The organism is Deinococcus sp. (assembly GCF_030523985.1).
GTDB lineage: Bacteria > Deinococcota > Deinococci > Deinococcales > Deinococcaceae > Deinococcus.
The window spans coordinates 1-25,206 of the sequence record NZ_JAUNHK010000034.1 but is presented as its reverse complement, the minus strand read 5'-3'; the positions used below and the strand labels follow the sequence as shown (position 1 = coordinate 25,206).

The following is a 25,206-nucleotide window of genomic DNA, read 5'->3' as shown; positions in this document are numbered from 1 at the left end:
TTCCCTCAACCCTCCACGCTCTGCTGCCACTCTTCCCGCGTGATTTCCATATGCACGTCTATTCGTTCGGGATGGGCGCGGCGGGCCACTTCGCGGAAGCCGCAGGCGGCGAAGGCCCGCTGGGCGCGGTGGTTGTGCCCGAAGGTGGTCAGGCGCACCCGGTCGAGCGCGGGCTCGTGGACGCGAAAGGCCCAGTGCAGCAGCGCCTGCACCCCCGCCCGCCCGTAGCCCTGGCCCCACAGGTCGGGATAGCCGATCATGATGCCCAGGGTCGCGGTGGTCGCCCGCAGCGGGGGTGAGGGTCGAAAGTCGTATAGCTCGGCGTTTCCGATCAGTCGGCCCCCCGCGTCCATCAGCCCGAATCCGGCGCGTTCGCCCTGGCGCTCCTCGCCCTGCATGATGCGGCGAAAGAGCCACTCGGGCATCCGAATCGGTTTGGCGTCGTTCCAGGCCGCCAGTTCGCGGTCACGGAAAAAGGAATGCAGGGTGCGCCATTCGGCGGGGGTGAAGTCCAGCACGGGTTTGAGGGTGACGTGAGGGGTCATAGCGAAGTGACGCACAGCAGACGCCCTGCGCGGGCAGATGTCAAGCCAGCGGCCCCAGCGCCCGCACCACGTCCCGCGTCAGGCGTTCGAGGTGAAAGGCGTCGCCCTCGGCCCACTCTGCCGTGCGGCTTTGCGGATGGACCACCAGCAGCGCCAGCAGTTCGTCTCCGCTGTAGCGCACGCACACGCCGGGGTGCCCCGCCAGCGCCTTCTGGTCGGCCTCGCTCAGCACGGCCCAGGCGGGCGCGTCGGGGGTGAGGTTCAGGTGGGCGGTGGGCAGGCGGCGGGCCAGCAGTTCGCCTTCCAGCCATGCCAGCGCCGCCGGAGTGCCGCCGATGATGCCCTGTTCCAGACTGGGACGTACCGAGTTATAAACGATGGGTCGCCCGTCGCGCCGCCGCAGTTCGCCGCCCGCCGCCCGCAGCAGCGCGTCCCCGGCGCAGATGTCCCACTCCGAGCGCGGCGACATGGAGAAAGTCACGTCGGCCTCGCCCGCCGCCATTCGCGCCAGCTTGAGGGCGATGGAGCCGCTGGGAAACATGCCAGGAAGGTCGTGGCGACGTAGCTCGCGTCCGTACTCGGTGTCGGACACACTCAGGCGAAAGGCGTTGGGCCGATTGGCTGTGACCGCCTCGCCGTTTTTCTGCACACCCTGGCCCACCACGCCGCTGAACAGTTCGTCGGTGGCAGGCGCGTAGACCACGCCCAGCACCGCCTCGCCGCCCACCGCCAGCCCGATGCTGACGCAGAAATCGGGGCTGCCCGTCGTGAATTCCTTCGTGCCGTCAATTGGGTCGATAATCCAGACCCGTTCGCGGCCCAGTCGCTCGGGCGAGTCCACTTCTTCCTCGCTGAGCAGGCCGTCAGCCGGAAAAGCCGAGTGCAGCCCCGCCACGATGAGCGCCGACGCCTCGCGGTCCGCGACGGTCACGGGGTCGTCGGCGCTGGTTTTGTGTTCGACTTCAAAGCCTGCGGCGCGGTGACGCAGCAGCAGAGCGCCCGCTTGGAGGGCAAGGGCGGTGGCGGTGTCCAGTTCGGAGGCGTAGGGCATACGGGCAGGATAGGGGAGAGGGTACAAAAACGCTCTCGCCTGTCCGCTCCCCCGCTGCCCAGTTTCAGGTCGTGTAATCCGCGTTGATGCTCACGTATTCGGCGCTGAGGTCGCAGCCCCACGCTTCGCCGCGCTCGCTGCCCACGCCCAGGTCAATCTCGAAGACGACTTCGGCGGCATCCTTCATGCTCTGGCTGACGGCGCTGGCGTCGTAGCCCAGCGGTTTTCCGGCAAAGACGGGCACGCCCTGTACCGCCACCGTCAGTTTCTCGATGTCTACGCCCGCCCCGCTGCGGCCCACCGCCATAATCACGCGGCCCCAGTTGGGGTCGGCCCCGTGCACGGCGCTCTTGAGCAGCGGGCTGACGCAGCAGGTGCGGGCGGCGGTCAGCCCCTCGGCCTCGGTGTTTGCGCCGCTGACCTTGACCGTCAGCAGTTTGCTGGCGCCCTCGCCGTCGGCGGCAATCTGGCGGGCCAGGTCGCGCATCACGCCTTCCAGTGCCGCCAGAAACTCGTCCAGGTCGGTCTCGCCTGCCGCGCCGTTGGCGAAGACCACCGTCATGTCGCTGGTGCTGGTGTCGCCGTCCACCGTCACCGCGTTGAAGGTGCGGGCCACAATCGCCGGAAAAGCCGCCCGCAGCGCCGCCTGGTCCACCTGCGCGTCACTGAAGGCGAAGGCGAACATGGTCGCCATGTCGGGGTGAATCATGCCGCTGCCCTTCGCCGTCCCCACGATGGTCGCGCCATTTTGCAGCTTGGCGTGGGCGGTTTTGGGCCGGGTGTCGGTGGTCATGATGGCGGTGGCGAAGGGCAGCACCTCGCCCTGCAAGTCTGAAGGCAGATGCTCGATGCCGCTCAGCACCCTGTCCATCGGCAGCAGGTGACCGATGATGCCGGTGCTGGCTGTCACCACTGCGTCCTGAGGCACGTCCAGCACGCTGCCGAGCGCGTCGGCCATATCCGCGTTGTCCTGTGCGCCCTTTTTGCCCGTGGCGGCGTTGGCGATTCCGGCATTGACCACCAAGGCCCGCAGGGGCTGCCCCGAGGCGTACAGGTCGCGATTCCGCAGCACGCTGGCGGCGGCGGTGGTGCTGCGCGTTCCGGCAAAAGCCCAGGCGCAGTCGCGTTCGCTGATCACGCAGCTCAGGTCGGTTTTGCCGCTGGGTTTGATGCCTGCCGCCATCGCTGCGGCCTGAAAGCCCTGGGGAAAGGTCAAGGGTTCGGTCATGCGGTTCAGGGTAAGGCTTTTGGCAGGGCGCGGGGAGGGAAAAGAGTAGAGGGGAGAGCGCATTTTCCCTCCGCCCTCCCCGCTCTTCCCTCTGCCCCCTACTTCGTGTCGAACCAGTTCGGCCCCATGCCGACTTCGACCGCCAGCGGCACGCTGAGGCTGACCACGTTTTCCATCACGCGGCGGGTCAGGGCGGCGACTTCTTCAGCCCTCTCCTGCGGCGCTTCGATAAGCAGTTCGTCGTGGACTTGCAGCAGCATCCTCGCGCCCAGGGCGTCCAGTTGCGGGTCGAGTTCCACCATCGCCATTTTCATGATGTCTGCCGCTGTGCCCTGAATCGGCATGTTGTAGGCCAGTCTTTCCTCGGCCTCGCGCTGAATGCGGTTGCGGCTGTTCAGCCCCGGCACGTAGCGGCGGCGTCCGTAGATGGTCTGCACGTAGCCCTCGGTGCGCCCGAAGTCCAGCGTGCGGTTGATGTAGCGCCGAATGCCCGGATAGGTCGCAAAGTAAATCTCGATGAAACTGGCGGCCTCGGCGTAGGGAATGCCCAAGTCGTTGCTGAGGCGGTGGGCGCTCATGCCGTACAGCACGCCGAAATTGACCGTCTTGGCGGCGCGGCGCTGGTCGGGAGTGATGGTGGCCTCGTCCAGCCCCAGCACCTGCGCGGCGGTGCGGCGGTGGATGTCGGCCCCGTCGGTAAACGCCTGACGCATCAGCGGGTCTTCGGCGATGTGGGCGAGCAGCCGCAGTTCGATCTGCGAGTAGTCGGCGGCAATGAGCACGAAGCCGTCTTCGGCAATAAAGCCCTTGCGAATTTCACGGCCCAGCGCCGAACGAATGGGAATGTTCTGCAGGTTCGGGTTGAGGCTGCTCAGCCGTCCCGTCGCCACCGCTGTCTGGGCAAAGGTGGTGTGCAGGCGGCCCGTGCGCGGGTTGACCAGGTTGGGAATCGGGTCGAGATAAGTGCCGCGCAGCTTGTCCAGTTCGCGGAATTCCAGAATCGGCGCGATGATGGGATGCACCTCGCGCAGTGGCTCCAGCGCAGCGACGGCGGTAGACCGCTGGCCCGTCAGCTTGGTCTTTTTGCTGCTCGCCAGTTCGAGTTTGTCGTACAGCACGGTTTCCAGCTGCTTGGGACTGCGAATCTGGAACTCCTCGCCCGCGTGCTCGTGAATCTGCCGTTCCAGGTCGGAGAGCCGCACGCCCGCCTGAATGGAAAGCGTCTGCAAAAAGTCGCTGTCTACCCGCACGCCGCGCACTTCCATCTTTTTCAGCACGTCCGAGAGCGGCTTTTCCATCTCGTCGTAGAGCTTGCGCCGGGGTTCGTCCAGCAGCGGCGGCAACTCGTTCAGCAACCGGGCGGTGATGGCGGCGCGGGTGGGGGCGTCGCCCGGCCACTCCATGTTCAGATACCGCTTGGTGGTCAGCGGCATGTTGGTGTTGGCGGGGTCGAGCAGGTAGGCGTAAAGCAGCGGGTCGTCGCCCGGCGCGACCTCGGTGCCCCGCACGCTCAGGTGCGCGGCGAGGGCTTTGGCGGCGGCGGCGGTCACGCTGCGCTGGCCCACGAATTCGGCCTCGCTGACGGTGGCGGGGAACTGCTCGCGCAGCTTGGCTCGGGCTTTCTCGGCGTCCTTCTGGGCTTTTTCGCGGGCCTTCTGCTCCTTTTTGGTCAGCGGCGCGTCACTGGTCAGCAACTCTCCAAACAGGCTTTCGGGTGCGTCGGCCTGCCCCCACTCGGGCGGCTCGGAGACGGGCGCGGGGCGGGCGATTCCCGCGTCCCCGTCCTGCGCCTCGAAGGTGGCGGCCCCCAGCAGCGCGGCGGTCAGGTCGTCCTCGCGTGACAGGACATAGCCCCAGATGGCGCCCTCGGCGGGGGTTTGCCACTCGCCCAGGTGCGGCGGCGTAAAGGGGATGGCGGCTTCGTCGGCCTGGGCGGGGGCCTGCTCTGCCATTTTTTCCAGGACAGTGTCAGGCACGTTGTCGCTGCCTTCCGGCCCGTTCAGTCCCAGAATCATGGGCCGCAGCGAGTGGAGTTCCAGTTCGGTCAGCAGGTCTTCGGTCAGCAGCGGGTTGTCGGGCAGACGGCGCACCCCGAATTCGATCTTGAGCGGCAGGTCGGTGACCATGCACGACAGTTCGTGGCTGAATTTCACGTCGGCCTCGCTGTCGAGCAGCTTTTTGCGGGTGCCGTCGGGCTTGAGCGTGCCCGCGTGGGCGGCCTCGTAGACCTTTTCCAGAGTGCCGTACTCTTGCAGCAGCTTGGCGGCGGTTTTGGGGCCAATGCCCTTCGCGCCGGGGATGTTGTCGCTGGCGTCTCCTGTCAGGGCGCGGTAGTCCACCCACTGCCGCACGGTGACGCCGTATTTGGCTTCTACTTCGGCGGGGCCAATCAGCGCAAAATCACTGGAAATGACCTTCACATGGTCGTCGAGCAATTGGTAGGCGTCGCGGTCACTGGTCATGATTCTGACCTGATAGCCCTTGCCTTCTGCCATGCGCGTCAGCGAGGCAATTACGTCGTCGGCCTCAAAGCCTTTCTCTTCCAAGCGCGGAAAACCCAGCGCGTCCACCAGCGCCCGAATGCGGTTGATTTGCCCCGGCAGATCTTCGGGCGTCTGGGCGCGGCCCGACTTGTAGCCCTCGTACTGCTCGTGGCGAAAGGTGCCCCCAGGCGGGTCGAAGACCACGATCACCTGATTGGATTTCTGGCGGGCCAGCCGCAGCAGCATCCGCATAAAGCCGAGGACAGCATGGGTCATCTCGCCGCGTGAGTTGTTCATGGGCGGCAGCGCAAAATAGGAACGAAACGCCAGCGCGTGACCGTCAATCAGCACCAGGGTATCGGGGGAAGGGTCGGGCATGGGGGCAGTCTAGCGGGGATTTTGCTGGGGACGTAATGCAAAAGGCCGGAGAAAGGCGAGCAGTCGGGTAGCTGGGTCTGACCGCCAGCGAATCGGCAGAGGGCGCAAAAGCCAGCCGCCAGTCCCTCGGCGGAAACTGGCGGCGCTAACGGTTAAACCTTCAGGCGGTTACTTCACCTTGACGCGCAGGTTGCAGTTGAAGGTCTGTCCGGCGTTCATGTCGGGCAGCTCCCAGCGCAGGTTGGTGTACTCGCTGGGCAGGGCGGGCACGGTCTTTTGCACCGATTTGCCGTTTTCGGTCACGGTGACGGTCTTGGTCGGCTTGGCGGCGAAGGTCTTGCCCCCGTCGGCGGAGAACAGCGTGTTGACGCGGGCCACGTCGCAGTTGGAGGTCTGGTAGGTGGTGGCCGGGTCCACGCGCATGTTCAGGCGCAGGCCGCGCACGCTGCCGGTGCTGACATTCTGGACCTTCTGGGTCATTTGCAGCAGGCTACCGGGCAGGGCGCCCTTGCCAGCAGCGTCGGCCAGGCGCTCGACTTTTTTGCCGCTCGCGTCGGTGGTCGTCCCGACCGTGTAGGTGTACGCCGTCAGCTTGATGGGCGAGGGCTTGGTCTGGGCGGGTTTCGCCGTCTGGGTGGTCGCCGCTTGAGCGGAAAAGGCAGTCAGGGCCAGCAGGGCCAGGGTCAGTTGAGTTTTCACAGTGTTCCTCCTGGGGCAACGTTCGCCCCTTTCGCCGTCAGTATGTGCCCCGACTCTGAAAACCAGATGACGAGGGGGGGGCCAAGCTGATGAAGTCTTAGGACCTGGGCGCATTTGAGGAGGGATAGATAATTTTTTTAGTTATGCCTAAAATCACCCCATGTCCTTTTCTTCTGTGCCCGACCAGCAACCCGATGATCAGGCGGCTCCGCTGCTGAGCGGTACGGGGAATACGGGGAGAAAGTGGAACCGTATCGTGCCCTTCATCGGCCCGGCGGTGGTCGCTTCGGTGGCGTACATGGACCCCGGCAATTTCGCCACCAATATCGAAGGCGGCGCGACATACGGCTACGCGCTGCTGTGGGTGATCCTCGCCGCCAACCTGATGGCGATGCTGATTCAGAACCTCAGTGCCCGGCTCGGCATCGCTAGTGGGCGCAACCTGCCCGAACTGGTGCGTGAACAGTGGCCCAAACCGGTCAGCCGCTTCTACTGGGTCCAGGCCGAACTGGTGGCGATGGCGACCGACCTGGCCGAGTTTCTGGGAGCGGCCCTCGCCATTCATCTGCTCACGGGCCTGCCGATGATTTGGGGCGCAGTGGTCACGGGCGTCATCACCTTCTGGCTCCTGAGCCTGCAAAAGCGCGGCACCCGTCCGCTCGAACTGGTCATCGGTGCTTTCGTGCTCGTCATCGGCGTTTCTTACCTCGCCCAGTTGGTGCTGGCGCGGCCCGAACTGGCGGCGCTGGGCGCTGGCTTCATCCCTCACTTTCCAGAGCGCAGCAGCGTGTATCTGGCGGTGGGCATCATCGGGGCGACGGTCATGCCGCACGTCATCTACCTGCACTCGGCCCTGACCCAGCGCCGTATCCGTACCCGCAACGACGAGGAAAAGCGGCGCCTGGCGCGGCTGAATCTGGTGGACGTGGTCGGGGCGATGGGCCTGGCCGGACTCGTCAACATGAGCATGCTGGCGGCAGCGGCGGCGACTTTTCACGGCAAGAATCTGGAGGGCGCGGGTGACTTGACGGTGGCTTATCAGACGCTGACTCCGCTGCTGGGGTCCGCTGCCTCGGTGCTGTTTGCATTGGCGCTGCTGGCGAGCGGCCTGAGCAGCTCGGCGGTGGGCACCATGGCGGGCGACGTGATTATGCAGGGCTTCGTCGGCTTCCGCATTCCGCTGTGGCTGCGGCGCACCGTCACCATGCTGCCCGCGTTCGTCGTCATTCTGCTGGGGCTAGACACCACGCAGGTGCTGATTCTGTCGCAAGTTGTCCTGAGTTTCGGCGTGCCGTTCGCGCTGGTGCCGCTGCTGGTCTTCAGCCGTCGCCGCGATCTCATGGGCGTTTTGACGGCTTCGCGTCCGGTGGCGGTGCTCGGCTGGGCGGTCGCCGCCCTGATTATCGCGCTGAACGTGTTTTTGCTTTGGGGACTGCTGGGTGGGCGTTAGGGGAGGCATCCCCTCAGCCTTCTTGCACCCGCTGGTACTTGGCGCGGTAACGCTGGCGGCTGGCGGCCTCTATCAGTTCGTTCGCGGAAAGCAGTTCCCCGGCGGAGGACGCCAGGCCGACATTCGCCCACACCGGAATCTGCCCGGCGCTGAGTGATGTCAACGCCTGCTCGATGGCCTGGCTGCGGGCCTGAAGGTCGCTTTCCCCGACCTGGTCGAGCAGCAGGGCGAATTCGTCGCCGCCCCAGCGGAAGACCAGGTCGTTGCGGCGCTTGGTTCGTTGCAAGCGCGACGCCACTTCGCGCAGCAGGGCGTCTCCGGTGGGGCGGCCCAGGGCGTCGTTGACCCGGCGCAGGCCGCTGAGGTCCACCAGGGCGAGGGCGAAGGGTTGTTCCCGGCGGGCCAGCCAGCGCCGTTCGACCGCGCGGGTAAAGGCGAGGCGGTTGCCCAGTCCGGTCAACTGGTCACGCACCCGCAGGGTTCGCAACTGCCACCAGCGCTCGAAGGCGAGGAGAGAGGCCGCCAGAATCGCCGCCAACGAAACGGTGACCCCCGGAAACACCACATCGAACTTCCAGAGGATGACCGAGGTCAGCAGGGTCAGGGCGGCCAGGGCGTAGGCCCACAGACCACCGAGCAGCACCGCCAGTCCGGCCAGGGCGGCGCACAGCAGCACCGTCACCCACTGCGGCAGGAAGCGGAAGGGCGGGTTCATCAGGCTGGACACCGCTCTGGCCTGGAGGGTCAGGCCCGACACGCTCCGCCCGTCTATGTCCGGCAGTTGCAGCCCAGCCACGCCGCTGGCGTCCTGCCCGATCAGGACGATGCGGCCCTGCAAGTCGGCGTAGCGCACGTTGCCACTCAAGAGGTCGCGGAAAGAGACCGTCTGGACTTCCATCGCCTCGGTCGGGGTGTAGCGCAGCAGATGCGGCTGGGTATCGAGCGGCACGGAATGACCAGCTTGGGCCGCCACCTGCCGGGCGAAACTGGGGGTCAGGTGGGCCGAGGCGGCAGGGTCGCTGCCGGTGGCGTAGGCGGTCTGGAACTGCCGCACCGCGCCGCCGCCGTTGTTGAGGGCACTGACCCCGGTGGTGGCCTTCCAGTCGGAGTAAAGGCCATTGCGGGTGTCGCCCGGAGCCGTCGCCAGCACCAGATTCGGTAGGCTGAAGGCTCGCTGCAACTCGGCGTTCTGGTCGCTGGTCGGACTCAGCACCACGTCCAGCCCGATGACAGCGGCTCCCGCCTGCTCAAGGGTATCGATGGCCTGTACATAGAGCTGGCGCGGCCACTGGTGCAGCAGGCCGTAGTCGGTCAGCGTGGCGTCGTCAATCCTGACGAGCAGCAGCCGGGGGTCGAGTGCCGAGGGATGACTGCGGTTCAGGGCATTTTCGAGTCGGGGGTTGGAGGGCAGCAACAGGCCCAGGCCAGCCCCCAGCAGCAGCGCCAGCGGCAGCGTATAGCGCCGCAGTGGGCGTTCATGGAAGTGAAACATGTTCCTCGTTCCCAGCCGGGTCGCGGGCGGTCAACCCCACTGCGCCCGGAGTATTTGGGGCGGGCAGCACCACGCGGAAAGGACCGCTCGGCAGCCAGCGGGTCTGCACCCGGCCGTCCGGCAGCGTGACGGTCAGTTCGGTGCGCTGTCCGGGCTGATCCTGCACTTCTCCGGTCAGCTCCAGGACCCGGCCCCGCTGCTCGCGCTTGAGGTCGGTCAAGACAGGGGCCGTGCGGTCGATACGCACCCACACGCGCCGTTGCTGCACCTGTTCGTAGCGCCGCGTCGTGACGGTCAGCTGCTGCCGCCCTTCAGGAAGCGCAAAGTCGGTGGGCAGACGGTAGATGCCGCTGTCGCCGTCCGCCTTCAGCCGAAGGCGCTGCTCACCGACCTGCACATCCACGTCGCTGCCGGGCAGACTGCGGGTAAAGAGGGTCAGTTCACGCTGCGACGTAAGCCGGGGCTGTCCGGGGGCGAACGTCTGCACCTGAAGGGTGAGGGGCTGGGCACGTTCGCGGTCGAGTTCCATGTTCAGGCGGTCGATTTCGTCGGGTTGCAGGGGCTGGGTGGCTTCGCCGGGCTTCTTCTGGCTTCCGGCTTCCAGGGTCACGTTTCCTTCGCTCGGCACTTCGACCCGGCCCTCGAAGACCTTGACCATGCCGCTGGCGTCCACCCGGAAGGTGGTGCCGCGCACGGCGGTGCTGACGACGGGCGTGGTGATGCGGTAGCCGCCCTGTCCCTTTTCCACCACGTTCCAGGCACTGCCGCGCAGCAGGCGCAGGGTGACCTCGCGGCCCCGCGCCGTCTTGTCCACCGAAACCACATTCAGCTCGCCGAGTTCGGTCAGGCGCAGGTAGCCGCCCCCGGTAAACCCGATTTCGACCCAGGCGGCGGCCCCGGTGGTCACGCTGTCGCCCGCCGACAGCCCCCGGCCCCGTTCGGCGGCGCGGGTGGCGTTGCCGCTGCGTACCTGCACCTGCCCGCGCAAGGCCTCAATGGTGGCAGCGCCCGGTTCCACGAACTGCGCCAGATACCAGGGGTCGGTCTCGCTGAAGGCGGACACCTGACCAGTTTTGAGCGATACCTGTTCGCCCGCTTTGGCCCAGAAGGTGCGGGTGCCGTTCGAGAAGCGTGCCCGGCCTTGCAGCACAGCCACGCGGGGGGCGCTGGTTGCGGGCGACAGATCCACCCGCACACGACCCGCCGTATCGAGGTTCATGTGCCAGCCCAGGGCGAAAAAGCTGCCCGTGCCCTCATAGAGAAACTGGCCTTCCTGAAAGTCGGGTTCCTGCTGATAGACCCGCAGCCGCGAGGCACTGCCGACCAGCAGTCGGGTGTTTCCGCTGCGCAGCATCACGCGGCCCGTGCCGGTACGCAGGCCCGTTCCCAGGACGGCGTTGGGCGACAGAGCCTGCCAGGTGCCGCCCGTCCCCTGCTGCTCGGCCCGCCCGTTGACTTCGGTGATGGAAAAGTTGCCCGCTCCCCCCGCGTTCTGTGCCGCACTCGGCGCACTGCACAGCAGCATCAGCCCGCACAGCAAAGCACCCCACTTCTGGTTTATGAAAGGAGAAAAAGGAAAAGCAGGAGCGGGGCCGCGCATCAGGTTCAGTTTACGAGAACTTTCTTTCATTTTCGTGTCAATTCTCAGCTGTGGGTATACTCGGCTTTGTGCTTGTCGCCGTCACCAACGCTGCCAAAGAGTATGGCCCCCTGACCGTCCTCCAGGACGTCAATTTTGCGGTCGAGCCGGGAGACCGCGTGGGTCTGGTCGGGCGCAACGGTGCGGGCAAGAGTACCCTGCTGCGCCTCCTGACCGGAGAAACCCCCCCGGATGGGGGAAGTGTGCGCTGGGAAAAAGGCGTCCGGGTTCGCGCCTTGCAGCAAGACCCCACCTTTCCGGGGGGGGCCACCATCGACAGTGTGCTGGAAAGTGCCTTCCGTGACCTCGACGCGCTGGAACAGGAACTGACCGAAGCCGCCGACGCCATGAGCAGCGGCAGCGAACAGGCCATCCTGCACCACGAGGCGCTGCTGGAACAGTTTGCGCGGCGTGGAGGTTACGAAAGACGCAGCCGCAAGGAGCAGGTCACGCTGGCCTTCGGCTTTCGCGGGCGTGAGCATGACCCGGTGGCGGGGCTGTCGGGCGGCGAACGCACCCGCCTGGGGCTGGCGGCGCTGCTGGTGGAAAACCCCGACGTGCTGCTGCTCGACGAGCCGACCAACCACCTCGACATCGTGATGGTGGAGTGGCTGGAAGGGTTTCTGGGCCGCTACCCCGGCGCGGTGCTGGTCATCAGTCACGACAGGCAATTTCTGGACAACGTGACAAAAGAAACCGCCTACCTGCGCGACGGCACCTTGAAGGTCTACGCGGGCAGTTATTCCAAATTCCGCGAACAGCTCGACCTGGAACTGGAGCAGCAGGCCGCGCAGCACGCCCTTCAGTCCAAACAGATTGCCGACCTGCAGGCGAGTGCCGACCGCATGAAAATCTGGGGCCTGGGCATGTCCAAACTGGCCCGCCGCGCCAAGGCGATGCAGGCCCGCGTCGACCGCATGCAGGCCAAAGCCGTGAGCGCCCCCCCGCCCGAGCAGCGCACCACCCACATCACCTTTCACGCCCCAGAGTCGGGTGAAGTGGTGCTCGACGCCCGGCACCTGACCCGCAAACTGGGCGGGCGCACCCTCTTCGAAAACCTCGACCTGCAAATTCGGCGCGGCGAACGCATCGCGATTATCGGGCGCAACGGGGCAGGCAAGACCACGCTGCTGCGCTCGCTGCTCGGCCTCGACCCCAGCGACGACCCACGCGGGCGGGTGCTGACGGGGGCGCGGGTCAGTGTGGGCTACTACGACCAGGCCCTGCGCGGCGTTGACCCGTCGCAGACCCTCTACGACGTGGCCCGCGAGTACGTCCAGAAAGACCACGAGGCCCACACGCTGCTCGGCACCTTCATGTTTCCCTACGACCACCATGACAAGCCCGCCCGCATCCTGTCGGGGGGCGAGCGGGCGCGGCTGGCGCTGCTGCGACTGGCGCAGGAAGACCACAACCTGCTGGTGCTGGACGAACCGACCAACCACCTCGACATGGAAATGGTCGAAGCCCTGGAAGACGCCCTCGCCGCCTACACGGGCACGCTGCTGATGGTGAGCCATGACCGCGCCTTCATCGAGGAACTCGCCGACCGGGTCTGGCTCATCGAAGACGGGCAGTTCTACGAATACCCCGGCTGGGAGGACTACCGCGCGAGGCACCGCAGCGCTGCTGAAATCGGGGCCGAGGCTGCCCGCGCCGTAGCCGCCGCTGCCCCCAAAGTCGCGCCCGCGCCCAAAGCCAAGGGCCTGTGGCACCTCAAGCGCGAGGTCGAAGCCCTGGAGGCCGAGATAGCCGCGCTGGAAGCCGAGCTGGAACAGGCCCAGCAAGCCCTGGCCGACGCGCCGCTGGACGCCGATTTCACCGCGCTGGGGCAGGCCGCGCACGCGCTGGAAGTGCGACTGGAAGAGAAGATGCTGCTCTGGGGCGACAAACAGGCCGAGGTAGAGGCCAAGGGCGGCTGAGGTTCAGTTCGTTTGGCCCGTCACACTGACAAAATGCTCTACCGTCGGAAACGGGTCGTAGAAGTGGTGCAGCAGCGCCCGCCAATGCCCGTATTCGGTGCTGCCCCGAAATCCGACGGTGTGGGCTTCAAGGCTGTCCCACCAGACCAGCAGGGCGTATTTGTGGTCGTCTTCCAGGCACTTCTGGAGTTCGTGGCGCTGGTGCCCCAGCATGGAGGCGATGATGCGCCGCGCCTGGGCAAAAGCGGCCTCAAAGTCGGCGGTCTGACCGGGCCGCACCTGAAGCATGGCGATTTCGAGAACGGGGCCGGAGGTGGGCGTGTTCATGGCGTGAGTCTAGACTGGGGAACAAAAAAAGCAGAGGCCGTGGCCCCTGCTTCATCCGGTCACGCGGCAGGAATCAAATTCGGCCCGGAGCCATTTCTCCCTTGCGCTGCTCAGCCCCCATGCCCGCCACAATCATGTTCATGATGCGTACCCAAGCCCGCGCCGAGGCTTCGACGATGTCGGTGGCAACCCCCGTGCCACTCAGCAATTTCTCGCCGTAGCGGGCGGTGATGCTGACCTCGCCCAGTGCGTCGTCGCCGCGTGTGACCGACTGGATGCGGTAACTTTCCAGCGTGACTTGCAGGCCCGTGATTTTGGCAATGGCCTGAAACGCGGCCTCGACCGGGCCGTCGCCGTGTGCCGTGGCTTCCAGGGAACCGTCCGGCGTCTGCAACTTGACGAAGGCCACGGGCATCATGTTCATGCCGCTGGTAATCTGGAAACCTTCCAGGGTGAAGGTCTGCGGCACGTCGGCGCGGGCTTCCACCAGAGCACGCAGGTCTTCGGCGTAGATCTGGCCCTTGCGGTCGGCCAAATCCTTGAAGCGCCCGAACAGGTACTGCACCTTGTCGTCGGGCAGGTCTTCGTAGCCCAAATCCGTCAGCGCCTTGCGGAAGGCGGCGCGGCCCGAGTGCTTGCCCATCACCAGCACGGCGGCTTCGCGGCCCACCAGTTCGGCGTTCATGATTTCGTAGGTTTCGCGGGCCTTGATGACGCCGTCTTGATGGATGCCCGATTCGTGCGCGAAGGCGTTGTCGCCCACGATGGCCTTGTTGGGCTGCACCGGCATCCCGCTGAGGCGCGAAACCAAGCGGCTGGCGCGGTACAGTTCGCGGGTGCGGATGCCCGTTTCGAAGCCGTAAAAGTCCTTGCGGGTATGAAACGCCATCACGATTTCTTCCAGGCTGGCGTTGCCTGCACGCTCCCCGATGCCGTTGATGGTGCATTCGATTTGCCGCGCTCCGCCTTCTGCCGCCGCGATGGAGTTGGCGACCGCCATGCCCAGGTCGTCGTGACAGTGGCTGGACAGAATGACGTGCGCGGGCAATTCGGCCTTGAGGTACGCGAACAGCTTGCGCATTTCCTCGGGGGTGGTGTAACCCACCGTGTCGGGCACGTTGATGGTGGTGGCCCCCGCTTCCACCGCCGCCTTGAAAATCTTGACCAGGAAGTCCCAGTCCGAGCGGGTGGCGTCCTCGGCGCTGAATTCCACGTCGTCCACGAAGGTGCGGGCCAGTTGCACCGCCTGAACCGCTCGCTCGATCACCGCATCGGGTTCCAGATTCAGTTTCTTTTGCATGTGAATCGGGCTGGTGGCGATGAAGGTATGGATGCGCGATTTCTCGGCAGCCTCGACCGCTTTGGCCGCCGCTTCAATGTCGGCGCGGCCCGCGCGAGCCAGACCAGCGATGATGGGGCCGCGCACCTCGCGGGCGATGCGGCTCACGCCTTCCAGGTCGCCGGGGGAAGCGATGGGAAACCCCGCCTCGATGACGTCCACGCCCATGCGGGCCAGCGTGTGGGCAATTTCCAGCTTCTGCGCGTGGTTCAGGGCCACGCCGGGCGACTGCTCACCGTCGCGCAGGGTGGTGTCAAAAATGCGGATGCGTTGGGCTTCGGTCTGGGTCATGTCGGTCACTCCTTGGCGTCAAAAAAACTCCCCCGGAAGGTCTGGTTCCTCCGGGGGTCTGGGCACGGGCCTGGGTCAGCCGTTCACTCCACCGGAGGAAGGCTAAGAAGAAGCAGGCCGTTTGCTTGCATGCAATCAGTGTAAGCGGGGAGACGAAACGCGAGCCGAGTTGTCTATGGGTGAGGCCAGAAAAACATTTTATGAGTTTGACATTAACTCCTTGTGCAAGGCTCAGCGAGAAATATCACTTAGAGTGCCATTGATGCCCGCAAACGGGGCGTCAGAGAGTTCTCGAGGATAGCAGGCGGCTACACTCAAGTCGCTGGAGTTGTCGGTGATTCCTTGCAGGATACCTGATAGCGCTCGTTCGAGCAAGATGCCCTGAGTTCTCATACGGAGGAAAAATTATGACCTTGAACGCTGACCGTCTCTCTCAACGCCTGTCCTGGCGCGGCATTCTCGCCGGCCTGGTCATGGGGGTCGTCACGACCTTGACCCTCATTGCCCTGGGCACCGTGATCACCGCCTTGACTGGCCTTTCCCTGACTGGTGTCGGCATTGCTGCGGCAATTTGGAGCGCCATCGCTGCTCTGGTCGGCGCTTACGCGGCCGGTCTGGTGGCTGTCCGCGCCAGTGCGCCCGCCACCCACAACAGCGACGGCCTGGCCGCCATGACCCACGACGACGCCACCCTGACCGGTCTGGTCACGGCGGGCCTGCTGATCCTGGCGAGCACCCTGTTTGCCGTGAACAGCGCCACCCGTGTCCTGGGCGCAGCGACCAACGCCGCCACCACCGTGCTGAGCGGTGCCGCGACCACAGCGGCGGCGACGGGCGCAGCCGTGGCCCAAGACCCCAACGCCCAGAACGTCCTGGGCAACCTGAGCCAGGAAGACCTGGAAGCCCTGATTGCCGACAACAGCCCCACCCTGAACCGCGAGCAAGTGGCGGCGACGGGCAACGTGGTGCGTGGCATTATCCGCCGTGCCCAGTACGACCTGGGTGACCAGGACCTGACCACCATCGTGGACTTCGCCAAGGCCCGCACCGAGTACATTCAGAACGCCCTGACCGGCGAGCAGTTCGTGACCCGCCTGACCAACCAGGGTCTGTCTGACGCCCAGGCCCGCGAAGTTCAGGCTGCCATCGGCAAGACCATTACCCGCGTCGAGAACCAAGCTGCCCGCGTTGCTCAGGTCGCTGAAGACACCGCCCGCATCGCTGCCCGCAATGCTGGCCTGGGCTGGCTGCTCGCCAGTGGCCTGACCATCCTGGCCACCGTGCTGGGTGCTCGCAGCGCCGCCACCGAGCGCCGTCTGCCCGCTGTCCCCGCCGCCAACGTGACCGTCAACACCAAGCCCAAGCGCTAAAGCCTCAACCGATTCGGCCCCTCTCGTTATCAGAGAGGGGCCGCTTCATTTGTCGCCACGGATTTTATTTCTCACGCGGGGGCTCAACCGGAGTCAGACCCGTCTTTTCTTCTCTTCGCCTTGCTCGGAAAAACAGTTTGGGCATCCAAACCATTTTTCAAAGCTGTGTCAGTCCCTCAGCAATTTGGCGCGTCTGAGCTCGTCACGTAACGCCGACAGCTTGGGGAACTGTTGCGTCAGCAGTCGGGCCACCTCGCGGGCTTCGTCCTGACCGATAAGGGCGGCAGTCTGGGTCAGCGTTTCGGCGGCAGCGCGGTAATGTTCGCGCCCACGCCCCGAAACATGCGCCAGGACTGCGCGGAGCACCAGGGGCTTGGCGTCCTCAGCGGACAGGCTCAGGGCCAGGCGGGTGAGCAGCTCGGGTCTCACTTCACTGCGTTCGGACACCAGCTTTTGCGCCTCGCTCAACAGCCCTTCCTCCAGCAAAAAGTTGAGAAGGCTGTCGGTCTGCCCCGCCTTTTTCCACTGCTGGCGCACATATTCGGCGCGGTCAGCGGGCCAATCGGGGCTGATGTGCCGGAGTTCACTCAGCCAGTCGGGGTCACGCACAAGCTGGCCGTTCCAGCGGGCGATGTAAAACGCATGGTCGCCTGTGCCCTTCAGGACGGCGTCACGGGCCAGAGCGTGGGCTTCGTCGTGGCGTCCGGTATCGCGGTAGTGCCCGTACAGCCATGCCCGAACGCCAAAAGTCTTGAGATGCTGCCGGGCATACTCTTCCAGTTGTGGCAGCAGGCCATGCTCGGCAAAGGCGCTTTCCAGTTCCTGTGGGGGAACCGCTTTGGTTTCACGGTTCAGTTGCTGTAAGGCGGACTCGGTCTGGCCGTGTTTGAGCATGGCCTTGATGACTTCCTGCGGGCGACCTGTAGCGCGGGCCAGGGCCAGTTCATCTTCCAGATTGGTTTCCTCAGGCGAGAACAGCAGATAGAGCGTCTGTGCCCACCTGTGACGGTAAGCCTCGTGGCGTTCAAGGCCCTGAAGCCGCGTCACGAATGCTCTCAGTTGCTCGCGCTCCTCGGCAGGCAGGGCGCTGAACAGTTCCAGTTGCCCGCTTTGCAGTTCCTTACGATCCCAGCGCAACTGACCGATGGATTCCTCAAGGGTATCCAGAATGTTCTCGCGCAGCAGCGAGTCAACGGGCTGTTGCAGGAGACGGAGCAGGGCCGTCCTGGCTACAGTGACGTACTCCCAAAGGCCCAGGTCATAATCGTCGTCGTTCAGGTCGGCGCAGCCTTCGAGCATGGCGTCTGCGGCGCGGTACAGGTCAGCGTATCCGGCGGCGTCCAGCGAGGCGATGTCGTGCACTTGCCCGCGCAGAGTGTCCAGCAGCGGTTCCAGGTCGCTCAGGTCGGGGCCTTCGCCTTCCCAGTCGTATTCCGCGTCATAGTCCACCAGCGCAAAAGCCTGGGCGATGCGTTTGTCCAGGTCAGCCGCCGTCCCTTTCGCTGTGCGGCCTGGTCTGGTCAGCAGCAGGCCGCGAAGCTCCGGCTCCTGTTGCAGCATGTCCCGAATCAGGGCACGGAGGGCGGGCGCGTCCAACCGTTCCAGTTGGCTTTGCAGGTCTTCCAAGGCGTTGAAATCCTGGGGGGACTGAAGAGCGCGGGCCAGCAGCGCCGCCACATGCTTGCAGGCTCCGGCCTCACCTACCGGACAGGAGCAGTGCGCCGCCTCGACCTCCTTGCCCGCCAGGGTGACGCGCACGATGTACTTTTCCTGACCGTGCGCCGAGCCTTGCAGCAGGGTCAGCGTTCCATCGGGCTGGCGGGTGAGTCCGGTCAGCCCCCGAACATAGCTTTGGCCTTTGCGCCATTCACGTTCTCCAACCCAGTCGAGAGCGGCCTGTTGAGAGAGAAGGACAGACGACATGGCCCCAGCCTAGCGTCCCTGTTCGGCAGACACTGCCTCGGTGCGGGTCAGTTCCAAGTTGTAGCTCAGAAGTTGCTGACCCAGCAGCACGGTTCGTAGGTTGGCACTCAATTTGCCGCCCTCCCACACGCCGCGCAGGTTGCCCCGGTGCTTGTTGCCGTCCTCGAACAGTGCCGTGTCCAGCGTCAGACGGTCGCCCGCTTGCTGAAACGTGCCGCTCAGGGCATAGGCTTTACGGCTTTCCAGGTTGGTCAGCACGCCGCTGACCTTGCCGGCCTTGGGCTGAAGGCTCAGCAGCAGGCGGTAGGGGACGTGCCCGGTGGGGCCTTTGCCCACGCCTTCGTAAGTGCCGTTGAACTGCCGTTCGAGCGGCGAGAGCGGGCTGATGTAAGCCCCGATGGCGCACCCGGTGAGGGCGGGGAGCAACAGGGCGAGGGACGCACGCCGAAGGACAGGAGACATGGCAAGAGGCTAAATGAGGCTCATGAAGACTGCCTCAATTGCCCTCGTGCAGCCTTTCTCCCAGCCAGCGCCCGGCGTCGTCCACCAGCCCGGCGGCGACGGGCGAAAAAGCGGTCATGTTGGCGAACCCGTGAATCATGCCGGGGCCGGGGCGGTGTTCGGCCTCCCCGCCTGCGGCCCGCAGCGCGTCGGCGTAGGCCATGCCCTCGTCGCGCAGCGGGTCGAATTCGGCGGTCAGCACCAGCGCGGGCGGAAGTCCGGCGAGGCTGGGTGCGCCGATGGGCGAGACGTGGTGATGCGCGGCGTCCCCTGATTGGGCAAGGTACTGCTGACCGAAAAACCGCATCCGCTCGGCGGTGAGGAAAAATCCCCTGGCGTTTTCCCGGCGGCTGGGGTAGCGCTCCGGGTTGCCGAAGTCGGCGGCGGGATAAATCAGCAGTTGCGCCCGTAGCGTGGGGCCGCCCTCGTCCCGCACCCGCAGGGCCGTGACCGTGGCGAGGTTGGCTCCGGCACTGTCGCCCGCCACGGCGAGGCGCTGCGGGTCTGCTCCCAGTTCGCCCGCGTGCGCGGCGGCCCACTGCACACTGGCAAAAGCGTCGTGGACGGCGGCGGGAAACTTGTGTTCGGGAGCCAAGCGGTACGCCACGCTCAGCACGGCGGCCCCCGACGCGGCGCACAGCTCGCGGCAGAGGGCGTCATGGGTGTCGAGGTCGTAGGCCACGAAGCCGCCGCCGTGGAAATACACCGTCAGCGGCCAGCCCTGCGCCGGGGCCGCGCCCGCCGGGTGATAGAGCCGCGCCGGAAGCGGACCGTCCGGGCCGGGCAGCGTCAGGTCGCGCACCTCGCCCAGCGTGACCGGGCGCTTGGGACTGCGAAGGGCATTGGCCCGGATGCCCGCTCGCATTTCTTCCAGACTGGCGGGCTGCGGGGCCTGCGAGAGTTGCATGAGGACCGAGGTGAGGTGGGGGTCTACGGGCATGGGAGCCTCCTGGTGGGCAAGAAAAGAGAAAAGGCTGGAGGGCCGGGTCACATGGCGACGCCCGGCCCTCCGTGAACGTCAGATCACAGCACTTCGAACAGACCCGCCGCGCCCATGCCGCCGCCGACGCACATGGTCACGACGACGTGCTTGGCGCCCCGGCGCTGGCCTTCGAGCAGAACGTGCCCGGTCAGGCGTGCGCCGCTCATGCCGTAGGGGTGGCCGATGCTGATGCTGCCGCCGTTGACGTTGTACTTTTCGGGGTCAATGCCGAGTTTGTCGCGGCAGTAGAGCGCCTGCACCGCAAACGCCTCGTTCAGCTCCCACAGGTCGATGTCGTCCACGCTCAGGCCGTGACGCTTGAGGAGCTTAGGCACGGCGAGGACAGGGCCGATGCCCATTTCGTCGGGTTCCAGGCCCGCGACGGCGAAGCCCTTGAACAGGCCCAGCGGTTGGAGGCCACGTTCACGCGCCACGTCGCTGTTCATGACCACCAGCGCCGCCGCGCCGTCGGAGAGTTGCGAAGCGTTCCCGGCGGTAATCACGCCGCCCTCGAAGACGGGTTTGAGTTTGCTCAGGCCTTCCAGGGTGGTGTCGGGGCGGTTGCCCTCGTCAAGCTTGCGCGTCACTTCCTGCTCGCTGATTTCGCCCGTTTCCTTGTTCTGCACCTTCATGCGGGCGGTCATGGGAACGATTTCCTCGTCGAATTTCCCGGCCTGCTGCGCGGCAGCCGTGCGCATCTGCGACTGGTAGGCGTACTCGTCCTGCGCCTCGCGGCTGATGCCGTAGCGCTTGGCGACGACTTCGGCAGTCTCCAGCATGGACATGTAGATGTCGGGCTTGTGTTCCAGCAGCCACTCGCCGCGCAGACGGTACTTGTTGGCATGGTCGTTCTGGGTCAGGCTGATGCTTTCCAGGCCGCCCGCCACGAACACGTCGCCCTGCCCCGCCATGATGTGGTTGGCGGCGAGTGCCACGGTGTTCAGGCCGCTGGAGCAAAAGCGGTTGACGGTCACGCCGCTCACGCTGACCGGCAGTTCGGCCCGCAGCGCAATCTGGCGGGCGATGTTGCTGCCCGTGGCGCCCTCGGGGTTGCCGGAACCCATGATGACGTCCTCGATTTCGGCGGGGTCGACTCCGGCGCGGGCCACCGCATGTTTGACGGCGTGCGCGCCCAGGTCGCTGCCGTGGGTGTCGTTGAGAAAGCCCCGGTAGGCCTTGCCGATGGGGGTGCGGGCGGTGGAAACGATGACAGCTTCAGGCATAGGAAACCCTCCTGCGGGTTAAAGGTGGAGCGGGTCGGGGGCAATGGGAGAGAGGTCGAACTCGGCGCAGAGGTCGAAGACACTCATGACCACGTCGGTCTGTTCTTCGCCACCCGTCGCCAGATACAGACGGCGGGCCGCGAGGTTGCCCGTTTCGGTCAGGGTCCAGGCGCTTTCGCAGCCGAGCGTGCGGGCATGGGCGAGCAGGGCAGACACCAGGCGGCGGCCCAGCCCGCGCCCTTGCCAGTCGTCGCCCACACCGACCTCGTTGATGAACAACTCAGGGGCCTTGTCGGGGTGGAGGTAGTGAAACCCGCCCGCCATGCCCACCACCAGCCCATCCGCCAGTGCGACGGCGAGGTGGTGGCGGTCGGAGTCGAAAAAGAGCACGGTGGCGTCGGGCCGGGGCGGGCCGTCGAAGACGCCGGGCGCGACGCGGTTCAAAGCGTGCGCCTCATCCGGGCCCAGCACCCGCACCTGCACTTCCCCCTCGCCCTGAACTTCGGCGGGTTGGGCCGCACTCTTACGGGAAGGCGAGAGGAAATAAAACTCGTGCATCTCGCGCAGCAAGTCGGCGTCCAGGGCGTAGAGCGGCACGTCGGGTAGCACCGCGTCCACGCCGCAGCGCGGGCAGAGCGCGGTGCTCATGTGGTCCACCCAGTCCTCGATTTCGGTAGGGGCAAAAAGGGATTCGCAGTGAAAGCAGCCGCAGCGGGGAGAACGCCAGAGCAGAGGCTCATGGTTTCCGCAGAAGTGCCAGATGGCCTCCAGTCGCGTGACGGCTCCCCCCGGCATCCTTTACGCCCTGGCCTCGCGGTCGAAGTCGCTGAAGCTCTTGCCTTCTTCGGCCAGACGCTTGAGCAGCGGCGCGGGCTTCTGACCGTACTGCTCCAGGTCGGCGACCACGTTGTTCAGGCCCTGTTCGCTGGCGTACTGCATGGGGCCGCCACGGTAGGCGGGGAAGCCGTAGCCGTAGATGTAAATCACGTCAATGTCGCTGGCACGCTGGGCGATGCCTTCGTCCAGAATCTGGGCGCCCTCGTTCACCAGGGTGTAGGCGAGGCGCTTGGTGATTTCTTCCTGGGTAAATTCACGGGGCTGAATGCCCTTTTCGCGGCGGAAGTCCTCAATGAGCTTCTGCACGTCGGCGTTGGGCTTGGGCTTGCGGTCTTCGCCGTAGTCGTAGACGCCGCCGCCAGTCTTCTGGCCCTTGCGCCCACTCTTGACGATGCGGTCGATCCAGCCGTCGGGTTCGCTCTCGCCGCGCACTTTGGCCTGGTGCTGGCGGATGGAGTAGCCGATGTCCAGCCCGGCCATGTCGCCCATCTGGAACGGTCCCATCGGCAGGCCGAGGGCGTTCATGGCGGCGTCCACGTCCTGCGGGTTGGCGCCTTCTTCCACCATCTTGCGGCCTTCGTCGCCGTAGCGGTGCACCATGCGGTTGCCCACGAAGCCGTCACAGACGCCGACCACCACGCCGACTTTCTTGATGCGCTTGGCGAGGGCGAGGCTGGTCGCCAGCACACTGTCGCTGGTCTTGTCGGCCCGCACGATTTCGAGCAGCTTCATCACGTTGGCGGGCGAGAAAAAGTGCAGCCCGATGACCTGTTCGGGGCGGCCCGTCACGCTGGCGATTTCGTTGACATCCAACGTGCTGGTGTTGCTCGCCAGAATCGCGCCGGGTTTGGCAATGGCGTCGAGCTTGGTGAAGATGTCCTTTTTGACATCCATGTTCTCGAACACCGCTTCGATGATGATGTCGGCGTCCTTCAGGTCTTCCATATTGAGGGTCGGGGTCAGCAGGGCCATGCGCTTTTCCACGTCGTCCTGCGTCATGCGGCCCTTCTTGGCGGTGTTCTCGTAGTTCTTGCGAATGACGCCCAGGCCACGGTCCAGCGCTTCCTGGCTGGTTTCCACGATGGTGACGGGAATCCCGACGTTCAGGAAGTTCATGGCGATGCCGCCGCCCATGGTGCCCGCCCCGATGATGCCCGCCGACTTGATGTCGGTGGTGGGGGTGTCTTTGCTCAGGCCGCGAATCTTGCCCGCTTCCCGCTCGGCGAAGAAGATGTGGCGCAGGCCGCGCGACTGTGGGCTGTCCAGCGAGTCCGCGAAGCGGTCGGCCTCGGCTTCCCAGCCTTCCTGGAAGGGCTTGGTCGCCGCCATTTCTGCGAGGTTCACGATGTGCGAGGGCGAGAGCTGGCCCCGGTGGGTTTTCTTGAGGCTTTCACGGGCGCCAGCGAACAGTTCGGGGCTGCCGCCTTCCACGCTGCGCTCGCTGATGCGGGGCAGGGGGCGGGCGTCGGCATGGGCGCGGGCAAAGGCCACCGCCCCGGTGAGCAGGTCGCCTTCTACGAGTTCGTCCACCAGACCGAGGGTTTTGGCTTCGGTGGCCTTAATGGGGTTGCCGGAGAGCATCATGTCCAGCGCTTTCTGGGCGCCCACCACGCGCGGCAGACGCTGGGTGCCGCCCGCACCGGGCAGGACGCCGAGCTTGACTTCGGGCAGGCCGAGTTGCGCGTCCTTGGTCGCCACGCGGTACGAGCAGCCCAGCGCCAGTTCCAGCCCGCCACCCAGGGCCGTGCCGTGAATGGCGGCGACGGTGGGTTTCTCGAAAGCGTCGAGTTTGGCGACGGTGCCGCGCAGGTCGGGGGCCTGCTCACGCGGGAGGCCGAAGCCCTTGATGTCCGCGCCCGCCACGAAGGTGCGCCCGCCGCCGATGATGACGACGGCCTTGACACTGTCATCTGTTGCGGCGGCGTCCAGGCCAGCCTTGAGGCCTTCGGGAACGCCGGGGCCGAAAGCGTTGACGGGGGGGTTGTTGATGGTGAGGACGAGAATGTCGCCGTCGCGGGACTGCTCAACACGGTTGGGGGTGCCTTGGGTCATGGGTAGAGCCTCCTGTTTTTGGTGTCGGCTCTATGCTCCCACGTCTGGGCGGTCAGGTCAACGTTGACGTACAGAATGAACGTTGACGTTCACTTTTTGACCGCCTTTTTTCTGCCGCTTCCCCGGTTTTTTCTTCGCTGGCTGGGAGTTCCCGCTGCGGTTACTGTGCCGGAGTATCGCGGCCCAGGCGGATGGTCAGGTCGGCTCCGGGAGTGCTGGGGGCGCTGTCGACTTGCCCGTACCCCAGGTCGCGCAGCAGCGTGGCGGCGGGCTCGGCGGGGCCAGAAACGGTGGTCACGGGCCAGGGGCGCTGGTCGTTGGCGGCGGTCACGTTGAGGTAGCCGAGGGTCATCAGGCGTTCGCGCAGGCGCCGGGCGCTGCCCGCAGGCGCGTCGGCGTTCAGGATGAGGATGCTCAGGCTGTGCGGGTCGTTGGGGTCGCGGAACTGTTCGCGCATCAGGGCGTTCACTTCGGGGCGATTCACGGCCCAGATGCTCAGCGCCCCCGACATGCCGAAGTTGCCGGGCAGGGTGTAGGTGTTGATTTTGGGGCCTTGCCGCGCCGCGCCGAGCAGTTGACCGATTTCGGCGCGGGTCAGGTCGGTCTTGGCGTTAGCGTTCAGGGCGGCGATGACGCGGGGCAGTCGCCACACGTTGGCCGGTTTGCGAATCTCGCTCAGCAGGGCCGTCATGAACTGCTGCTGACGCGACACCCGCCCGATGTCGCCCATGCCGTCCTTGCGAAACCGCAAGAAGCCCTCGGCCTGTTCGCCGCTGAGCCTCTGCCGTCCCGGTTGCAGGTCGATGTGGAGGTGTCCGGCGTTGTCGTCGTACTTCATGCGTTGCGGCACATCTATGGTGACGCCGCCCACCGCCTCGGTGACGGCCCGCAGCGCATTCAGGCTCAGCAGGGCGTAGCCGTCCACCTTCACGCCCGTCAGCGACTGCACGGTGTTCACCAGCATGTCGGGGCCGCCGTGGACGTTGGCGCTGTTGATTTTGCCCCAGCCGTCCACTTGCCCGCCACCGGGCCAGCCCGCAATCTGCACCCAGCTGTCACGCGGAATACTGAGCAGTTTGACGGTGCCGTCGGGCCGCACCTGAGTCAGCAAAATAGTGTCGGTGCGCCCGGTGTAGTCCTCGGGGGTAGCGGGGTAGGGCCAGACCGGAGCCTTGTCGTCGTAATTCACGTCCACGCCCGCCAGCAGCACGTTCAGCGGCTTCTCGCCCTGACGGGGCAAGGCTCCATAACGGGCCAGGGCAGGAAAAGCAGGAGCAAACAACGCGACCACACCAGCGAGCAAAATAAGAATCAGGGCAAGAACACGGCGCACACGTCAGAGAATAACCGCGTGCGCGTGAGGAACAACCGACTAAAGGTGGAGAAATAAGGCCGCTGCCGGGAAAAGGTGGCAAGATGGTCGCAGTCCTTTCGCTTTTCTCCCCAGTTTCTCTTGCCCCTTTTTTCTTCTCTT

19 protein-coding genes are annotated in these 25,206 nt (G+C 65.6%); 3 read left to right on the top strand and 16 right to left on the bottom strand.

Annotated features, from left to right (window positions below):
• Window positions 1-5 precede the first annotated feature (5 nt).
• From Q4C89_RS07010 to Q4C89_RS06990, 5 genes are all read right to left on the bottom strand, one after another.
• Complete coding sequence (locus tag Q4C89_RS07010) at window positions 6-545, bottom strand: GNAT family N-acetyltransferase (RefSeq protein WP_303101893.1); 540 nt, start codon at window positions 543-545, stop codon at window positions 6-8.
• Between the two features lie 40 nt (window positions 546-585).
• Window positions 586-1,596 carry a 3'(2'),5'-bisphosphate nucleotidase CysQ gene (locus Q4C89_RS07005; protein WP_303101892.1) on the bottom strand — a complete coding sequence of 337 codons (1,011 nt, stop codon included), beginning with the start codon at window positions 1,594-1,596 and terminating at the stop codon, window positions 586-588.
• Window positions 1,597-1,660: 64 nt separating this feature from the next.
• Window positions 1,661-2,824 (bottom strand): bifunctional glutamate N-acetyltransferase/amino-acid acetyltransferase ArgJ, encoded by a 1,164-nt coding sequence (argJ, locus tag Q4C89_RS07000; protein ID WP_303101891.1) that lies wholly within the window; start codon window positions 2,822-2,824, stop codon window positions 1,661-1,663.
• A gap of 98 nt (window positions 2,825-2,922) precedes the next feature.
• The gene (gene polA / locus Q4C89_RS06995; RefSeq protein ID WP_303101890.1) at window positions 2,923-5,685 is read right to left on the bottom strand and encodes a DNA polymerase I; all 2,763 of its coding nucleotides are present in this window, start codon (window positions 5,683-5,685) and stop codon (window positions 2,923-2,925) included.
• Between the two features lie 168 nt (window positions 5,686-5,853).
• Window positions 5,854-6,384 (bottom strand): hypothetical protein, encoded by a 531-nt coding sequence (locus Q4C89_RS06990; protein WP_303101889.1) that lies wholly within the window; start codon window positions 6,382-6,384, stop codon window positions 5,854-5,856.
• A gap of 160 nt (window positions 6,385-6,544) precedes the next feature.
• On the opposite strand from Q4C89_RS06990, the gene Q4C89_RS06985 reads away from it, so the two are divergent.
• A complete protein-coding gene (locus Q4C89_RS06985) occupies window positions 6,545-7,834 on the top strand; it encodes an Nramp family divalent metal transporter (RefSeq protein WP_303101888.1) in 1,290 nt (429 codons plus the stop codon).
• 13 nt (window positions 7,835-7,847) lie between these two features.
• Here the strand turns inward: Q4C89_RS06985 and Q4C89_RS06980 are convergent, their stop codons facing one another.
• Window positions 7,848-9,326, bottom strand: coding sequence for a diguanylate cyclase (locus Q4C89_RS06980; RefSeq protein WP_303101887.1), 1,479 nt, complete (start codon window positions 9,324-9,326; stop codon window positions 7,848-7,850).
• On the bottom strand, window positions 9,310-10,926 hold the full coding sequence (locus Q4C89_RS06975; RefSeq protein ID WP_303101886.1) for a FecR family protein: 1,617 nt from the start codon (window positions 10,924-10,926) through the stop codon (window positions 9,310-9,312). Before Q4C89_RS06975 ends, Q4C89_RS06980 begins: the two co-directional genes overlap by 17 nt.
• Before the next feature lie 68 nt (window positions 10,927-10,994).
• Between Q4C89_RS06975 and abc-f the strand changes: the two genes are divergently transcribed.
• A complete protein-coding gene (gene abc-f / locus Q4C89_RS06970; RefSeq protein WP_303101885.1) occupies window positions 10,995-12,887 on the top strand; it encodes a ribosomal protection-like ABC-F family protein in 1,893 nt (630 codons plus the stop codon).
• A 3-nt stretch (window positions 12,888-12,890) separates the two neighbouring features.
• Here the strand turns inward: abc-f and Q4C89_RS06965 are convergent, their stop codons facing one another.
• Window positions 12,891-13,214: an antibiotic biosynthesis monooxygenase gene (locus Q4C89_RS06965; protein WP_303101884.1), complete on the bottom strand. Its 324-nt coding sequence runs from the start codon at window positions 13,212-13,214 to the stop codon at window positions 12,891-12,893.
• A 73-nt stretch (window positions 13,215-13,287) separates the two neighbouring features.
• Window positions 13,288-14,844, bottom strand: a complete 1,557-nt coding sequence (locus Q4C89_RS06960) for a 2-isopropylmalate synthase (protein ID WP_303101883.1) — start codon at window positions 14,842-14,844, stop codon at window positions 13,288-13,290.
• Between the two features lie 407 nt (window positions 14,845-15,251).
• Here Q4C89_RS06960 and Q4C89_RS06955 point away from each other — a divergent pair, with 407 nt between their 5' ends.
• Window positions 15,252-16,214 (top strand): hypothetical protein, encoded by a 963-nt coding sequence (locus Q4C89_RS06955; RefSeq protein ID WP_303101882.1) that lies wholly within the window; start codon window positions 15,252-15,254, stop codon window positions 16,212-16,214.
• Between the two features lie 168 nt (window positions 16,215-16,382).
• Here the strand turns inward: Q4C89_RS06955 and Q4C89_RS06950 are convergent, their stop codons facing one another.
• The 7 genes from Q4C89_RS06950 to Q4C89_RS06920 all read right to left on the bottom strand — a co-directional run bounded on the left by Q4C89_RS06950 (window position 16,383) and on the right by Q4C89_RS06920 (window position 25,065).
• Complete coding sequence (locus Q4C89_RS06950) at window positions 16,383-18,137, bottom strand: SWIM zinc finger domain-containing protein (RefSeq protein ID WP_303101881.1); 1,755 nt, start codon at window positions 18,135-18,137, stop codon at window positions 16,383-16,385.
• 9 nt (window positions 18,138-18,146) lie between these two features.
• Complete coding sequence (locus tag Q4C89_RS06945) at window positions 18,147-18,599, bottom strand: hypothetical protein (protein ID WP_303101880.1); 453 nt, start codon at window positions 18,597-18,599, stop codon at window positions 18,147-18,149.
• 34 nt (window positions 18,600-18,633) lie between these two features.
• The gene (locus Q4C89_RS06940; protein WP_303101879.1) at window positions 18,634-19,578 is read right to left on the bottom strand and encodes an alpha/beta hydrolase; all 945 of its coding nucleotides are present in this window, start codon (window positions 19,576-19,578) and stop codon (window positions 18,634-18,636) included.
• An 83-nt stretch (window positions 19,579-19,661) separates the two neighbouring features.
• Window positions 19,662-20,843 carry an acetyl-CoA C-acyltransferase gene (locus Q4C89_RS06935; protein ID WP_303101878.1) on the bottom strand — a complete coding sequence of 394 codons (1,182 nt, stop codon included), beginning with the start codon at window positions 20,841-20,843 and terminating at the stop codon, window positions 19,662-19,664.
• Window positions 20,844-20,861: 18 nt separating this feature from the next.
• A complete protein-coding gene (locus Q4C89_RS06930; RefSeq protein ID WP_303101877.1) occupies window positions 20,862-21,491 on the bottom strand; it encodes a GNAT family N-acetyltransferase in 630 nt (209 codons plus the stop codon).
• 150 nt (window positions 21,492-21,641) lie between these two features.
• Window positions 21,642-23,732, bottom strand: coding sequence for a 3-hydroxyacyl-CoA dehydrogenase NAD-binding domain-containing protein (locus Q4C89_RS06925; RefSeq protein ID WP_303101876.1), 2,091 nt, complete (start codon window positions 23,730-23,732; stop codon window positions 21,642-21,644).
• 160 nt (window positions 23,733-23,892) lie between these two features.
• Window positions 23,893-25,065: an LCP family protein gene (locus tag Q4C89_RS06920; protein ID WP_303101875.1), complete on the bottom strand. Its 1,173-nt coding sequence runs from the start codon at window positions 25,063-25,065 to the stop codon at window positions 23,893-23,895.
• Between the last annotated feature and the right edge of the window lie 141 nt (window positions 25,066-25,206).